15 protein-coding genes and 1 pseudogene are annotated in these 15,455 nt (G+C 64.6%); 4 read left to right on the top strand and 12 right to left on the bottom strand.

The window, feature by feature from the left end; translation table 11 throughout:
- Positions 1 to 29: 29 nt before the first annotated feature.
- Both DSM43276_RS13005 and blaMAB read left to right on the top strand, forming a co-directional pair.
- Complete coding sequence (locus tag DSM43276_RS13005; protein WP_078331033.1) at positions 30 to 947, top strand: peptidylprolyl isomerase; 918 nt, start codon at positions 30 to 32, stop codon at positions 945 to 947.
- A gap of 1 nt (position 948) precedes the next feature.
- Positions 949 to 1,818 carry an MAB family class A beta-lactamase gene (gene blaMAB / locus DSM43276_RS13010; RefSeq protein ID WP_078331032.1) on the top strand — a complete coding sequence of 290 codons (870 nt, stop codon included), beginning with the start codon at positions 949 to 951 and terminating at the stop codon, positions 1,816 to 1,818.
- Between the two features lie 18 nt (positions 1,819 to 1,836).
- Here the strand turns inward: blaMAB and DSM43276_RS13015 are convergent, their stop codons facing one another.
- The 9 genes from DSM43276_RS13015 to ruvC form a co-directional block, all read right to left on the bottom strand.
- On the bottom strand, positions 1,837 to 4,206 hold the full coding sequence (locus DSM43276_RS13015; RefSeq protein WP_078331031.1) for a RelA/SpoT family protein: 2,370 nt from the start codon (positions 4,204 to 4,206) through the stop codon (positions 1,837 to 1,839).
- 29 nt (positions 4,207 to 4,235) lie between these two features.
- A complete protein-coding gene (locus DSM43276_RS13020) occupies positions 4,236 to 4,769 on the bottom strand; it encodes an adenine phosphoribosyltransferase (RefSeq protein WP_078331030.1) in 534 nt (177 codons plus the stop codon).
- A complete protein-coding gene (locus DSM43276_RS13025) occupies positions 4,766 to 6,442 on the bottom strand; it encodes an ABC transporter substrate-binding protein (RefSeq protein WP_078331029.1) in 1,677 nt (558 codons plus the stop codon). Before DSM43276_RS13025 ends, DSM43276_RS13020 begins: the two co-directional genes overlap by 4 nt.
- Positions 6,442 to 7,659, bottom strand: coding sequence for a protein translocase subunit SecF (secF, locus tag DSM43276_RS13030; RefSeq protein WP_078331086.1), 1,218 nt, complete (start codon positions 7,657 to 7,659; stop codon positions 6,442 to 6,444). The genes DSM43276_RS13025 and secF overlap by 1 nt, the downstream gene beginning before the upstream one ends.
- A gap of 17 nt (positions 7,660 to 7,676) precedes the next feature.
- The gene (gene secD / locus DSM43276_RS13035; protein WP_078331028.1) at positions 7,677 to 9,446 is read right to left on the bottom strand and encodes a protein translocase subunit SecD; all 1,770 of its coding nucleotides are present in this window, start codon (positions 9,444 to 9,446) and stop codon (positions 7,677 to 7,679) included.
- Positions 9,447 to 9,514: 68 nt separating this feature from the next.
- The gene (gene yajC, locus DSM43276_RS13040) at positions 9,515 to 9,853 is read right to left on the bottom strand and encodes a preprotein translocase subunit YajC (protein WP_078331027.1); all 339 of its coding nucleotides are present in this window, start codon (positions 9,851 to 9,853) and stop codon (positions 9,515 to 9,517) included.
- A 149-nt stretch (positions 9,854 to 10,002) separates the two neighbouring features.
- The gene (gene ruvB / locus DSM43276_RS13045) at positions 10,003 to 11,016 is read right to left on the bottom strand and encodes a Holliday junction branch migration DNA helicase RuvB (RefSeq protein WP_078327431.1); all 1,014 of its coding nucleotides are present in this window, start codon (positions 11,014 to 11,016) and stop codon (positions 10,003 to 10,005) included.
- Positions 11,017 to 11,069: 53 nt separating this feature from the next.
- Positions 11,070 to 11,678, bottom strand: a complete 609-nt coding sequence (ruvA, locus tag DSM43276_RS13050; RefSeq protein WP_078327359.1) for a Holliday junction branch migration protein RuvA — start codon at positions 11,676 to 11,678, stop codon at positions 11,070 to 11,072.
- On the bottom strand, positions 11,675 to 12,232 hold the full coding sequence (gene ruvC / locus DSM43276_RS13055; protein WP_078331026.1) for a crossover junction endodeoxyribonuclease RuvC: 558 nt from the start codon (positions 12,230 to 12,232) through the stop codon (positions 11,675 to 11,677). Before ruvC ends, ruvA begins: the two co-directional genes overlap by 4 nt.
- Before the next feature lie 121 nt (positions 12,233 to 12,353).
- Between ruvC and DSM43276_RS13060 the strand changes: the two genes are divergently transcribed.
- Positions 12,354 to 12,926, top strand: coding sequence for a TetR/AcrR family transcriptional regulator (locus DSM43276_RS13060; protein ID WP_078327357.1), 573 nt, complete (start codon positions 12,354 to 12,356; stop codon positions 12,924 to 12,926).
- 89 nt (positions 12,927 to 13,015) lie between these two features.
- Here the strand turns inward: DSM43276_RS13060 and DSM43276_RS13065 are convergent.
- Positions 13,016 to 13,477, bottom strand: a pseudogene (locus tag DSM43276_RS13065) (methyltransferase family protein); the annotation flags it as partial.
- A 172-nt stretch (positions 13,478 to 13,649) separates the two neighbouring features.
- Here DSM43276_RS13065 and DSM43276_RS13070 point away from each other — a divergent pair.
- Positions 13,650 to 14,240 (top strand): phosphatase PAP2 family protein, encoded by a 591-nt coding sequence (locus DSM43276_RS13070; protein WP_109556257.1) that lies wholly within the window; start codon positions 13,650 to 13,652, stop codon positions 14,238 to 14,240.
- Here DSM43276_RS13070 and DSM43276_RS13075 read toward each other — a convergent pair.
- On the bottom strand, positions 14,210 to 14,629 hold the full coding sequence (locus DSM43276_RS13075; RefSeq protein WP_078331024.1) for a hypothetical protein: 420 nt from the start codon (positions 14,627 to 14,629) through the stop codon (positions 14,210 to 14,212). The two genes, DSM43276_RS13070 and DSM43276_RS13075, sit on opposite strands and share 31 nt — an antisense overlap.
- A 2-nt stretch (positions 14,630 to 14,631) precedes the next feature.
- Positions 14,632 to 15,387 carry a YebC/PmpR family DNA-binding transcriptional regulator gene (locus tag DSM43276_RS13080; protein WP_078331023.1) on the bottom strand — a complete coding sequence of 252 codons (756 nt, stop codon included), beginning with the start codon at positions 15,385 to 15,387 and terminating at the stop codon, positions 14,632 to 14,634.
- Between the last annotated feature and the right edge of the window lie 68 nt (positions 15,388 to 15,455).

The following is a 15,455-nucleotide window of genomic DNA, read 5'->3' on the forward strand; positions in this document are numbered from 1 at the left end:
TCAATGGACGCCCCTAGGAGGAGAACCCGGTGCCGACCAACGAGCAGCGACGTCAGACGGCCAAGCGCAAGCTGGAGCGACAGCTGGAGAACCGTGCTGAGCGCGCCCGTAAGCAGCGGATCTGGGCGATCAGCGGCGTCGCGGTCGTCGCCGTCGTCGTCGCGGTGGCCATCACCGCATGGCTCGCCATCAGCAAGAGCAACAAGACCGATGCGGCACTGGACACCACCGCCCCGGTCTCCACGGTCGACGTGCCGCCGACCTCCTCGGTGCCAACGCCTGACGAGCCACCCGTCACCGGCCCGGCCCTTCCGAAATTCGTGCCTTCCGCTGAGGTCGGTGCCAATTGTCAGTACCGGCCCGCGGGCGCACCCGCCAAGACCATCGACAAGCAGATGCCGCGCTCCGGGAAGATCCCGACCGATCCGGCGACGCTCACCGCCAGCGTGAAGACCAGCCAGGGCAACATCGGCCTGGTGCTGGACAACGCCAAGGCACCGTGCACGGTGAACAGCTTCGCCAGCCTGGCGCAGGGCGGATATTTCGATGACACCATCTGCCACCGGATCACGACTGGCGGCCTGTCGGTCCTGCAGTGCGGAGACCCCAAGGGCACCGGTTCGGGCGGTCCGGGATACGAATTCGACAACGAGTACCCGACGACTGCGTACAAGCCGGGCGATCCAGCGGCGCAGCAAGCCGTCATCTATCCCGCTGGCACGTTGGCGATGGCCAACGCGGGCCCCGGGACCAACGGCAGCCAGTTCTTCATGGTCTACAAGGATTCGCAACTGCCGCCCCAGTACACGGTGTTCGGCACCATCGACAAGACCGGCATGGACACCCTCGCCAAGATCGCCAAGAACGGCATCAAGCCAGGAGCACGTGGCGCGGGTGATGGCGCGCCCGCACAAGAAGTCAAGATCATCGACCTGCAGCTCGACTGACATGATTTCGCGTCGTGCTGTCTTACTCGGTGGATTGACGGCGGTCGGCGTGGCCGCCGTTGGTTGTTCACGCGGCGGCGACCGCCAACCCTCGCCGACCGAACTCGCCTCCCTGGAAAAGGATTTCGGGGGCCGCGTCGGCGTGTATGCCCTGGATACCGGATCGGGTGCGACGCTGAGCCACCGGGCAAATGAGCGCTTCCTCATGTGCTCCACGGTGAAGACCTTCATCGTCTCGGCCATCCTGCACCGGCGTCTGAGTGAACCAGGGCTGCTGGACAAGCGCATTCAATACACGCAATCCGACGTCCTCGAGTGGGCACCGGTCACGTCCCAGCATGTAGCCGAGGGCATGACCGTTTCGGAGCTGTGCGATGCGACGATCCGCTACAGCGACAACACCGGCGCCAACCTGTTGATCGCGCAGCTCGGCGGTCCGAAGCAAACGGAGAAGTTTGTTCGAAGCCTGGGCGACAACGTCTCTCGCATGGATCGCACCGAAGATCAACTGAACATCCCCGATGGTGATTTGGACACCTCGACCCCGCAGCAGCTGGTGACCAACCTGCGCAGGCTGGTTATCGACGAAGGGCTGGATTCGCAGGGGCGCGATCTGCTCACCGACTGGTTGAAGCGGAACACCACCGGCGACCAGTCGATTCGGGCGGGCGTCCCGGCAGGTTGGACGGTCGGCGACAAGACCGGCAGCGGATTCAAGGGTGAAACCAATGACATCGCGGTGATCTGGCCGCCGGGGCGTGCGCCCATTGTGGTGGTGGTGCTCACCGTCCCCGACGACCCGAAGTCCACCAAGGGCAAGCCGACCATCGCCGCGGCCACCCGAATCGCGCTCAAGGCATTCAACGCCTAGCCGCTCGGCGCAAGCGGATCAGGCGGCGCTGGTCACCCGATAGACGTCGTAGACGCCCTCCACGTTGCGCACCACGTTGAGAACGTGTCCCAGATGCTTCGGGTCGCCCATCTCAAAGGTGAAGCGGCTGATAGCCACTCGATCATTCGACGTGGTCACCGAGGCCGACAGGATGTTCACCCGCTCATCGGCCAGGGCACGGGTCACATCGGAGAGCAGCCGGTGCCGGTCCAAGGCCTCGACCTGGATGGCGACCAGGAAAACCGAGGACGACGACGGCGCCCAATGCACTTCGATGATCCGTTCCGATTGCTGCTGAAGGGATTCGGCGTTGGTGCAGTCGGTGCGGTGCACGCTTACTCCCCCGCCACGCGTGACAAACCCGAGGATCTGATCACCCGGCACCGGCGTACAACATTTCGCAAGCTTGGTCAGCACGCCCGGCGCTCCCGGTACCGCCACGCCGACATCCTCGGAGCGTCGCTGCCGGATGGGCATCGTCGACGGGGTGGAACGCTCGGCCAGCTCTTCCTCGGCGCTGTCCACGCCACCGAGCTGGGCGACCAACCGCTGCACCACGTGCCGCGCCGAGACGTGGCCCTCGCCCACCGCGGTGTACAGCTGCGAGGTGTCCTGGTAGCGCAGCTCGCGGGCCAGCGATGCCATACCCTCGCCGTTGACCAACCGCTGCAACGGAAGTCCACCGCGACGCACCTCGCGCGCAATGGCGTCCTTACCGGCTTCGAGCGCCTCTTCGCGGCGCTCCTTGGCGAACCACTGCCGAATCTTCGCCTTCGCACGTGGTGACACGACAAAGGTCTGCCAGTCGCGCGAGGGACCGGCGGTAGCGGCCTTGGAGGTGAAAACCTCCACCACTTCTCCGTTTTCGAGCTTGCGCTCCAGCGCCACCAACCGGCCGTTGACGCGAGCGCCGATACAGCGGTGACCTACCTCGGTGTGCACGGCGTACGCGAAGTCGACCGGGGTAGACCCGGCCGGCAACGTGATGACATCGCCCTTGGGTGTGAAGACGAAGATCTCCTGTACCGCCAGGTCATAGCGCAGCGACTCCAGGAACTCCCCGGGGTCGGCGGCCTCACGTTGCCAGTCGAGCAGCTGACGCATCCACGCCATATCGTCGATTTCGGCGGCGGCATGGTTGGGCGGAACACCATTGCGGCCCTTGGCTTCCTTGTACCGCCAGTGCGCGGCAATACCGTACTCGGCGGTGCGGTGCATGTCCCGGGTGCGGATCTGCACCTCCAACGGCTTGCCTTCGGGGCCGACCACGGTGGTGTGCAAGGACTGATAGACACCGAATCGCGGTTGGGCGATGTAGTCCTTGAACCGGCCGGCCATCGGCTGCCACAGCGAGTGGACAACGCCCACAGCGGCGTAACAGTCACGAATCTCATCACACAGAATCCGGACGCCTACCAGGTCGTGGATGTCGTCGAAGTCGCGGCCCTTGACGATCATCTTCTGATAGATCGACCAGTAATGCTTGGGGCGGCCCTCGACGGTGGCGCCGATACGCGAACCATTCAGGGTGGCAACAATTTCCGCGCGCACCTTGGCCAGGTAGGTATCGCGTGACGGCGCCCGGTCGGCGACCAGTCGCACGATCTCCTCGTATTTTTTGGGGTGCAGGATCGCGAAGGACAGGTCTTCGAGCTCCCACTTGACCGTGGCCATACCTAGACGGTGTGCCAGTGGCGCAATCACTTCGAGCGTCTCGCGGGCCTTACGCGCCTGCTTTTCCGGCGGCAGGAATCGCATGGTGCGCATGTTGTGCAAGCGGTCGGCGACCTTAATCACCAGCACCCGAGGGTCGCGCGCCATGGCGATGATCATCTTGCGGATGGTTTCGCCCTCGGCGGCGTTGCCCAACACCACCTTGTCGAGCTTGGTCACGCCGTCGACCAGGTGGGCCACCTCGGTACCGAATTCGGTGGTCAGCTGCTCGAGGCTGTAACCGGTGTCCTCGACTGTGTCGTGCAGGATCGCGGCCACCAAAGTGGTGGTGTCCATGCCAAGCTCGGCCAGAATGTTCGCGACGGCGATCGGATGGGTGATGTACGGATCACCCGACTTACGAAACTGTTCGGCATGCCGGCTCTCGGCTACCTCGTATGCGCGCTGCAGCACCACGCGGTCGGCCTTGGGGTAGAACTCGCGATGGACGGCCATCAGCGGCTCGAGTACGGGGCTGACGGCCCCGCGCTGGGCGGTCATCCGGCGGGCCAGCCGGGCCCGCACGCGGCGCGACGCACTCATGGTGCCGCTGCTGACCCGCAGGGAGTCCACGCTCGGCGCCGTCTGATCGCTCACGGCAGGCGGGGATTCGACCGCGACCTGATTCTCGCTCGGTACCTGCTCGTCAGCCACGGTTCACCTCCTGCCGCCTAGATTATCCCTCAGATCACGCGCAATGCAGTTAATGGCAGCGGCGCCACGACCGCACGGCCGCCCAGATCCGCCAGTTCCAGAACTACACCAGCGCTGATCACGTCCGCCCCCGCGGTGCGCAAGAGTTTGATGGTTGCCGCCAGTGTCCCTCCGGTGGCCAGCACATCGTCGATGATCGCCACGCGATGGCCGGTCAGATCCACTCCATCGGCAGGAATCTCCAGCGCCGCGGTGCCGTACTCCAGTTGATAGGTCTGAGCATGCACGGGTGGTGGCAGCTTTCCCGCCTTCCGCACGGCCAGCACACCTACGCCGAGCCGGATCGCCACGGCGGCCCCCAGCAGGAAGCCGCGCGCATCGATCCCCGCGATCAGCGTGGCTCCTGCCGCCGCCTCCCCCAACGCATCGGTGACCCGTGACAAGCCTTCGGCGTCCGCGAACAGCGGCGTCAAATCCTTGAACTGCACCCCGGGCTCGGGAAAGTCGGGGACCTTACGAGTCAGCCTGTCGATCAGCGCTGTGACAGCGTCCGCAGATGTCACGCCGGCAACACCCAACGATCCATGTTCCAGCCCGTGCCCCACCGGGTGACGCTCGGTGTGGCGGCGTACATCGACTTCGGTGCGATCAGCACACGCGGCTGCCGGTACAGCGGCAGCGTGGGCAGGTCGTTCCACAGGATCGCCGACGCGTCGCCGAGCAGCCGACTCTGGTCCCTGGCATTAGTGGTCACCGCCAGCGCCGCGATGATCCCGTCGATCTGGCCGTTGCCGTAGTTCGCCGGGTTCTTGCCTTCACGTGACCGCAAGGCGTACGCATCCATGAGCCATGAACCCGTCGACCCGCTTCCGGGAGCGCCGCCGATCGAGCTAAGTAGCGCATCAACCTGATTGTCCCGCAACGAGCGTGGCCCAATCTCGGGCGAACTGACGTCCTGCACGGTGATCCCGGCGGCTGCACAGGCCTGCGCCATGGCGGACACGATTGCCGCGCGGCGCGGGTTGGGCGCTTGGTATCCCACCCGGACGGTCAACGGACGATTGGCCACCGCAGCACGAGCCGCGACAGGGTCCGAACGCATGAACCGTCCCGCCTCGGCGGCGGCCTCCACCGAGGCGAACGAGTCTCCGATGCTGGTATCCAGCCGGGCATTCATCACCGGCACGCCGGTAATTCCCGCGATGGCGTCACGCGGCGTGCACAAGGCGACCGCACGGCGCACATCCGGAGCCCCCACCGACCCTCCGGCACCGAAGATGAGTTGCTCCACACCCGAACCGGGTTCCTCGGTGCGTACGAATCCGTCAGGGGCGGTGAGAGTCCCAGCCGATCCGGCGGCGACGTCGACAACCTCCAGATCGCCGTCGGACAGCCGTTTTTGCACATCGATTCCGCTGGGCCACACCGTGACCCGCTTGGTCACCGGCGGGCTCCCCCACCACTTGTCATTGGCGACAAGCACGACCGATCCGTCGTCGTTGTACCCGTCGAGCTTGTACGGCCCCGATGACGGGAACTTCGAAAGATCCAGCTCGGAGCCGAAGTTCCACTGGTTGTTCCAAAAATCGGCGATCTTTTGCAGTGCCGGAACGTCATTGGCCGCGATGGCACCGATCAGGTCGATACCTCCGCCGATCTTGTCGGCGACCACATGCCACGGCAACATCGTGGTGGCGGCGAACAACTGGGTCCAGTCGGTGAAGGCGCGATCCGGCGCAAAGGTGACGCGCGCGGTCTTCTGCCCTGGCTTGCAATCGATGGTGGAGATATCGGCGTATCCCGCCGTGCTGGCCGCGTCAAAATCGGGCAGCCTGCCGGATTGCGCGAACCAGGCCAGCACCATGTCTTCACAGGTCACCGGTTTGCCGTCGGAGTAGACGGCCTTCTCATTGATGGTGTAGTCGAGCACCAGCGGAATGCGGCCGACGACCTCGACGGTGCCGAAGTCATGGTCAGCGATTACCTGGCCGTCAGGTCCGTGGAAGCCGAACCCGGTGAGTACGCGATTGAATGCCTGTGCCCCGGCTGACGCGTTCCCCGCGACACTGTTGACGTTGTACGTCGTCAAGCGGCCGTCGACGGCGTAGTCGAGCGTTTTTGCCGCCGAGGTCCAACACGAGGTCAACAACCCCGCCGCGAGCACCACCGTGGTCGCGATGGCGCCGATTCGCGCGATCCGTCTGACTCCGGTCCGTGCTGGGCCACGTGAAACCATCAGCGCCGCCGAACGTTTCGCTTACCTTGAGGGCGGGCGCCGGGCTTGGGTTTCGCGGGACGTACCCCGGTTGTGGTGGCATCGGATGCTTCCGATGTCGCCGCCTTGACGGCCTTGGCTCCCGAACCGGTGTCCGCCAGGGGCGCGGCGTCGGGCTTGCGGCGGCTCAGCACCTTCTTGGTATGGCTCGCCACCAGCTCCGTGCGCTCGCGCAGCGCCACCAGCAGCGGGGTCGCGAAGAAGATCGACGAGTAGGTGCCCACCAGAATGCCGACAAGCTGAACCAGTGCAAGGTCCTTCAGTGTGCCCACACCCAGCAGCCAGATGGCCACCACGATGAGCGAGAGCACCGGGATCACCGAGATGAGGCTGGTGTTGATCGAGCGCATGAAGGTCTGGTTCACGGCCAGGTTGGCGTGCTCGGCGAAGGTGCGCCGCGACGTGTGCTGGAACCCGTGTGTGTTTTCCTCGACCTTGTCGAACACGATCACGGTGTCGTACAAGGAGAATCCGAGGATGGTGAGCAGACCGATCACAGTGGCCGGGGTGACCTCGAAGCCCACCAGTGAATACACACCCGCGGTAACCAGCAGGTCGAAGACCAGCGCGGCCAATGCCGCCAGCGCCATATAGCGCTCGTAGCGCACGGCGATGTAGATGCCGGACAGCACCAGGAAAACGCCCAGCGCCCACAGCGCCTTGTTGGTGATCTGCCCGCCCCAGGTCTCCGACACCGCCGAATCGCTGATGGCGTTGATGGACGGTTTACCGTCAGATCCCTTAGGGGCGAACCTGTCGAAGAGCGCCTTGTGAAGCTTCGCCGACTCGTCATTGTCGAGTGTTTCGGTGCGAATCTGAATCGAGGCCGAGTCGCCGGTTCCGGTGACAACGATCGATTCGGCATCGCGGCCGAGTGTTTGACTGAAAACGTCCTCGGTCTGCTGGACGGTCGCCTCGCCCTTCGGGAACGAGACCTTGGTACCGCCCTCGAAGTCGATACCGAAGACGAATCCCTTGATCGCGATGGACAAGATCGCGACGACCATGAACGCGCCACTGATCCCGAACCACAGCGTGCGCTTGCCGACAACGTCGACGGCACCGGTTCCGGTGTACAGACGGTAGAAGAATCCGTGTTCTGGTGCCGCACTGACGGTTTCAACCGCGGTGGACGTGGGTTCCTTGGCGGCACTCTCGGTGCCGTTGCCGTTGCTCACGGTGTCGTTGCTCGTGCTCATGCGTGTGCCGCCGCCTTACGTTCGCGGGCAATCTGCTGGACCGCGCCGAGCCCGTTGTACACGGGCTTGGACAGGGTCGCGGACTTGGAGGACAGGTAGACAAGCGGCCACGTCACCAGGAACACCACGACGACGTCGAGGATGGTGGTGAGTCCGAGGGTGAACGCGAAGCCCTTCACCTGCCCGATGGCAAGGGCGTAGAGCACCACGGCGGCCAGCAGGGTCACCGCGTTACCCGACAGGATCGTCTTACGGGCGCGAGCCCAACCGCGGGGCACCGCCGAGCGGTACGAACGACCTTCTCGTATCTCATCTTTGATGCGCTCGAAGAACACCACGAAGGAGTCCGCGGTCGTGCCGATGCCGATGATCAGACCGGCGATACCGGCCAGGTCCAGGGTGTACGAGATGTATCTACCCAACAGAACCAGGATGGCGAACACCATGGCACCGGAGGCCACCAAGGACAGCGCGGTCAGTATGCCGAGCACGCGGTAATAGAGCAGCGAGTACAGCAGCACGATCGCCAATCCGATGGCGCCCGCGATCAGGCCGGCCTTGAGCGAGGTCAATCCGAGTGTTGCCGAAACGGTTTCGGCATCGGAGGACTCGAAGGACAGCGGCAGCGAACCGTACTTGAGGGCCGCGGCAAGCTGCTTGGCCGAGTCGGAGGTGAACTGCCCGCTGATTTCGGTCTTGCCGCCCGGGATCGGTTCGCGGATGGCCGGTGCGCTGATCACCTTGGAGTCCAGCGTGAACGCGGTTTGGGTGCCCTGCTGCCAATGCGCAGAGGTGTACTCCGCCCAGACCTTGGCGCCGGTGGGCTTGAACTCCATGCTCACCACGTAGATACCGCGCTGCTGGTCAAGTCCCGAGCTGGCGTCCTTGATCTCCTCGCCGCTGATGATCGCCTTGTCCAGCAGATACGCGGCCTTTCCACCCTGACTGTCGTCGCCACAGGTGACCAACGGCAGGTTTGGATCGTCGTTGCCCGCGAGCGGATCGTCAAGGTCATAGCAACGCGATGACTGAACCTGAAGCGCCAGCATCTGAATCCGTGGGTCGTCGCTCTGCCTGATCTGCTTCTCGAAGTCGATCAGCTGCTTGCGTTCCTCACCGCTGCCCGGCTTCGGCGGCAGATCGGTGGCAGGAGCGGCAGGCGGTGGGGCATTCGGCGTCGCGGGCTGCGTCGCCGGAGCGGGTGGCGGCGGTGGCGGCGGTGGCGGCGGCGTGGTGGTTTGCGCCGGATAGGGCCGCGGCTGCGGTTTCGGAGAGGGTGCGGCGGGTGCCGGCTTTCCTGCACCGGGCGCCGGGGGCGTCGCCCCTTGCCCAGCGCCGGGCTGGCCGCCCTGCGGCGCTCCGGCCTGAGGATTCTCCTTGGGCTGCGCCGGCACCATCTGGACGACGGGCCGGATGTAAAGCTTGGCGGTCTGGCCGAGGTTTCGGGCCTCGCTGCCGTCGTTGCCCGGCACGGTGATGACGAGGTTGTCGCCGTCGATGATGACCTCGGATCCGGAGACACCGAGGCCGTTGACGCGCGCATTGATGATCTGCTGCGCCTGCGTCAACGCTTCCCTGGTCGGCTTGGAACCGTCAGGGGTGCGTGCTGTCAGGGTGACGCGGGTTCCGCCCTGCAGGTCGATACCGAGCTTGGGCTTAGCGTGCTTATCGCCGGTCAGAAACACCAGCAAATAGGCGCCAATCAGCAGCACCAGGAAGGCAGCTAAATAGCGCGCGGGATGCACAGGGGCCGATGGCGAGGCCACGTGTCCGGTCTCCTTGCTTGTCGAGGGCGGGTCGGGCGGCGTTCAGGGTTGAGCAAAGGCGAAAGCCGCTACTCCTTGGTCAGCTCGACCCCGGCGCTCTCGACGTCGCGCGACGCCTCCTGAGCGGTGTCATCGGTGTCCTCGGCCTCGTCAACGATCTTGTCGCGAATCGCGAGCTTCATCCAGCGAGTCACAACACCCGGCGCGATCTCCAGGTCCACGGTGTCATCGGTGACCGCGGCGATGGTGCCCTGCAGACCAGAGGTGGTGTGCACCCGGTCGCCGATCGCCAGGGAGTCGTGCAGGTCGATGGTGGCATCGAGGGCCTTGCGCTGCCGCCGGTTCGCGAAGAAGAGGAACGCGCCCATAACGAGGATGAGCGGCAAAAAGACGATGATCGATTCCATGGCGGCTTTCGGGATTCTTTCCGTTGGGTCTTCACAAGTTCAAGCACGGTCTGCGTGAAACGAGCACGCGACAAGTCACCAGTGTGCCATCCGACTCTGTGGAATCGACGCGAACCCCGGACCTGCGCGTCCTGGACTCAACCGTCCTGTCAATCGAACAGGCCGCCCTGCCCCAGCACCTGCGGCGGCGGGGTAAGACCCAGATGCGTCCACGCCAGCGATGTCGCCACGCGTCCGCGCGGCGTACGGGCCAGCATCCCGGCACGTACCAGGAACGGCTCGCATACCTCTTCCACCGTGGTCGACTCCTCCGCGACCGCCACCGCCAGCGTCGACAGGCCCACCGGGCCACCGCCGAAACTGCGTGTCAGCGCCGTGAGCACCGCCCGGTCCAGGCGATCCAGCCCCAGCTCATCGACGTCATAGACGGCCAGGGCGGACTTGGCGACGTCCACCGTGATCACGCCGTCCGCACGTACTTCCGCGTAGTCACGGACCCGGCGCAACAATCGGTTGGCGATGCGCGGGGTGCCGCGCGAGCGTCGGGCAATCTCCGCACCCGCGGCGGCTCCCAGCTCGATACCAAGGATTCCCGCCGATCGGGCCAGTACGAGCTCGAGCTCGTCGGGCTCGTAGAAGTCCATGTGGGCGGTGAACCCGAACCGGTCACGCAGCGGCCCGGTCAGCGACCCCGATCGGGTGGTCGCGCCGACCAGCGTGAACGGCGCCACTTCCAGGGGGATCGAGGTGGCGCCGGGCCCTTTGCCGACGACGATGTCGACGCGAAAGTCCTCCATCGCCAGATACAGCATTTCCTCGGCGGGCCGGGCGATGCGATGAATCTCGTCGATGAAGAGCACGTCGTGTTCGACGAGGTTGCTCAGCATCGCCGCCAGGTCACCCGCTCGTTCCAGGGCCGGACCCGAGGTCACCCGCAGCGAGGAGCCCAACTCGGTGGCGATGATCATCGCCAGGGATGTCTTGCCGAGCCCGGGTGGTCCGGACAACAGGATGTGATCCGGAGTGCTGCCGCGATTCTTCGCACCGGACAACACGAGCTCCAGCTGCTCACGCACCCGTGGCTGGCCGATGAACTCCCGCAGCGACTTGGGTCTCAGCCCGGCGTCGATGTCGTTTTCGCCAACAGTGAGTGCGCCGGACAACTCGGGGCCGGCATCGAAATCGTCCTCCGCGCCGTCGAACTCGTCGAAGCCGGTCATCGCGTCTTGCCCAGTAGCGTCAGCGCCGACCGCAGCACGGTCGAGGTATCTCCGTCGGAATTATCTTGAGCCAGCACGGTATCGGTGGTCTGTTCGGCTTGCTTCGCGGCGAACCCGAGGCCGATGAGTGCCTCGACCACCTGTGTGCGCACCAGCGACGCGGTGCCGCGGCCCAGCTCGGTGGTTCCACCCTGCGCCCCTGCGACTGCCGCCACCTTCTCGCGCAGTTCGAGCACCAAGCGCTCGGCACCACGCTTACCGATCCCGGGAACCCGAGTCAGCGCGTTGACATCGCCATCGGCCAGCGCCTGCCGCAAGGTCGGCGCGTCGTAGACCGCGAGCGTGGCCATCGCGATCTTGGGCCCCACACCGGAGACACCGAGCAGCGTCAGGAACAGATCACGGGCGTCGGTGTCGGTGAAGCCGTACAACGTCATCGAATCTTCGCGGACGATCATCGCGGTGATCAGCCGCACCTGCGTGCCGCGCCGCAGCGTCGACAGCGTGGCCGGGGTGGCATTGACGCGATATCCGACCCCGGCGGCCTCAATCACCACATGATCGAGCGCGATGTCGATGACCTCGCCATTGACCGAAGCAATCATCGAGTTACCGCCTTCATCCGGGCCGCAAAGGCCTTCCGCTGTTTCTCCGCCGCGGCTTCCGCCTTCGCCATTCTCGCCAGCATGGGCGCACGCCAGCAGTGACAGATTGCCAGGGCCAAGGCGTCGGCGGCGTCCGCCGGCTTCGGCGCCGTCTGCAGGTTCAAGATGCGGGTGACCATTGCGGTCACTTGGGATTTATCTGCCCGACCGTTGCCGGTCACGGCCGCCTTGACCTCGGACGGGGTGTGGAAATAGACCGCGATCCCCCGTTTCGCCGCCGAGAGTGCGATCACTCCGCCGGCCTGGGCGGTACCCATCACGGTGGACACATTCTGCTGAGCGAAGACGCGCTCTATGGCGACCACATCGGGACGATGGGTGTCCATCCAGTGTTCGACAACCTCACTGATCGCCAAAAGTCGTTGCGGCAGAGGCTGGTTGGCAGGAGTGCGCACCACATCGACATCCAGGGCCACCACCTTGCGGCCCGAGGATGCCTCGACCATGGACAGGCCGCACCGGGTAAGCCCCGGGTCGACTCCCATTACTCGCACGTGCCAGACCCCTCGCCGTAGAACAGTTGTTCGATCAGCATATCGAGGGGTCTTACCCATTGGGCATAGCAACACGCGAGGGCTCTGCAAATGTCAACACCCGTTGGCCTAAGCTCAGCGCATGTCCACCGAACCTCGGCGATCGGACGCCACCCGTGCGGCCATCCTCGAGGCTGCCCAGGAACACTTCGCCAGTGTCGGGTATGAGAAGGCGACCATACGGGCCATCGCGGCGACCGCGGGCATCGATCCGTCACTGGTGATGCGGTACTACGGCAACAAGGGCAAGCTGTTCGCGGCCGCCGCCGACTTCGACATTCACCTACCCGAGAATCTTGCCGAGATCCCACGCGCCGAACTCGGGGCCACCCTTGTCGAACACTTCCTCGCCAAGTGGGAGGCCGACGACACCATGGTCGCCCTATTGCGCGCGGCGGTTTCGCACGAGACGGCCCGCGCCCGCATGGCCGAGATCTTCAGCAGTCAAATGGTCCCTGCCATCGAGGCGTTGACGGCGGATCGCGCCATGGAACGCGCGGCACTCATCGGTACGCAGATGATCGGCCTCGCCATGTGCCGATACGTGATCCGCCTCGGGAACGTGCCCGAGATGACGCACGAACAGATCATCGACTTGATCGCACCGACGATCCAGGCCTACCTGGACTGCGATTGTGACTGCGACGCGACGTAGTTCGCACGCTCGGGCTGCGTCCACGGGCGCAGCCGCGGCACCCACCGTGGCACGTGCTGCGAGTACTCGGCGTAGTCGCGGCCAAAACGCTTCAACAAGCCGCGCTCCTCGACCAGCGGGAAGTACACGGCGTTGATGCTCACAAAAACGGCTGCGTAGATCAGCAAGCCCACAGAGTTCAGGGCGAATGACTCACCCAACAGAATGGCCACCACACCGGTGATCATCGGGTTACGCACGTAGCGGTACGGGCCGCGCACGACAAGATGAACCGGGGGATCGAAGGGCGCCAGGGAACCCTTGCCCATCTGGTGGAAGAGCATGACGGTGCGGGTCACCAGGAACAGGCCGGCAGCGACCAGCAAGGTCCCGATCACCGTCGCCGTCATCGACATCTCATCGGACATCCATGACGGCACCTCAATGCCCGATCCGTAAAGAATCACCAGCGGAATCAGGACCGTCACGCTGAACGGCAGCGCGAGAACTGCGCGCGCGGTGCGCCACAGGCTCGTCGATTCACGCGCCGGGGCGACTGTGTGTGTGGCCATGACCGGCCTCCCATCACTCGTGGATGTCTTAGATGTACGCCCACTTGACATTGGTGTCAACACTTGTTGACCAACAGTCGTTGACATCACAGTAACGCCACCCAGTGACGTTTGATTCCCGACATCCAGCACGATTCGGGGTCGACGTCCCCGGCCGATTACTGTCGTCGGCGTGTCTGTCGGAAAACTGCCCAGCGAAAAGATGATTCAGTGGTGGCCGCCCCTCGGCGTCATCGCGATGCTGGCACTCGGGTTCTCCGTCGGCAAGGGTTCAACACCGTTGGACGCCTGGTTCTTCGACGGGACGCAGCTCGTGTTGGGGGTGCAGCCACGCTGGCTGCTGTTCTTCACCGACTGGGTATTTCTCGTTCCGGTGCTCGCGGTGTGCGTCGGGTTCGAGCTGCATCGGCGGCGTTGGCGAGTCGCAGCGGTGGTTCTGGCCTGCCCGTTCGTGGCGAATTGGACTACCCAGGGCACCAAGATGCTCGTCGGTCGCGAGAAGGGCGGCTATCTCGCCTACCCCAGCGGCCACACCACCTTCGTGGTGGCCGTGATGGGGATGCTGGTGCTGGTCGCCGGTGGAGCCCTATGGGCGTACATCGTGGCCGCGATCGTCAGCACGCTCGGGCTGCTGGGCCAAGTCGCCTGTGGGTATCACTACCTCACCGACACCATCGGTGCCGTGCTGGTCACCACCGCGGTGGTGACGTTGGGGGTGTGGGCCGCCGGAGTTCAGGAACAGGCACCCGTAGCCGTCGAGTAGCCGCCGACATAACCCGAAGCGACGTCGGCAAGTATCTGCCTGATCCGCTCACTCGATGCATACCATCCTGAAACCGACTCGCACCCAACAACTTTGCCTTGGCTACGGATGACAATCACCCATGGGGTGCCGAACACGACGCGCGCTAGCACCCACAGCGGAAGCAACAACAACAGCAACAAGAACTCCACAGCCACGAATAATGCCAACGCGAGTGCCGGAACGAGAATCAGCAGCATGAGGACGTTCCACACCATGCTTATGGGATCGTCGCCGTGGACGAAGTCAGGACTGATCACCCAGTCAGAGACGTTGCCCCGACGCTTCCAAGGCAGCCACCGCCGACGTGCCGACCACTTCCGCCCCAGACGATCGTGGACGGCAGGCATGGTCAGTCCTCGGAGAGCTCGGCCAGCACCTCATCGGATAAGTCCACATTGGTGTAGACGTTCTGCACGTCGTCACTGTCCTCCAGCGCGTCGACGAGCTTGAACACCTTGCGGGCCGTGTCGACGTCGGCCGGAACAGTCACCGATGGCTGGAAGCTCGCTTCTGCCGAGTCGTAGTCGATGCCGGCATCCTGCAGCGCCTGACGCACGGCCACCAGGTCGGTGGGCTCGGAGACGACTTCGAAGCTCTCGCCGAGGTCGTTGACCTCCTCGGCACCTGCCTCCAGCACGGCCGTCAGCACGTCGTCCTCCGACAGGTTGCCCTTCTCGAGGGTGACCATGCCCTTGCGGGAGAACAGGTAGGACACCGAACCCGGGTCGGCCATATTGCCACCGTTGCGGGTCATCGCGACGCGGACCTCGCCGGCGGCGCGGTTACGATTATCGGTCAAGCATTCAACAAGCACGGCAACACCATTGGGGCCATAGCCCTCGTACATGATGGTCTGCCAGTCGGCACCGCCGGCCTCTTCGCCGGCGCCGCGCTTGCGGGCCCGCTCGATGTTGTCGTTGGGCACCGACGTCTTCTTGGCCTTCTGGATGGCGTCGTAGAGCGTTGGGTTGCCGGCCGGATCCCCGCCACCGGTACGTGCGGCGACTTCGATGTTTTTGATCAGCTTGGCGAACTCTTTGCCACGGCGCGCATCTTTCACGGCCTTCTGATGCTTGGTGGTGGCCCACTTGGAATGGCCGCTCATGTACCCCTGTACCGCTTTCTCTTGACGTTCCGTCTTAATCTTTGCGCTGCCCGAGTGTACTCGGGCAG

Source organism: Mycobacteroides salmoniphilum (assembly GCF_004924335.1).
In the GTDB taxonomy this organism is placed as follows: Bacteria; Actinomycetota; Actinomycetes; order Mycobacteriales; family Mycobacteriaceae; genus Mycobacterium; species Mycobacterium salmoniphilum.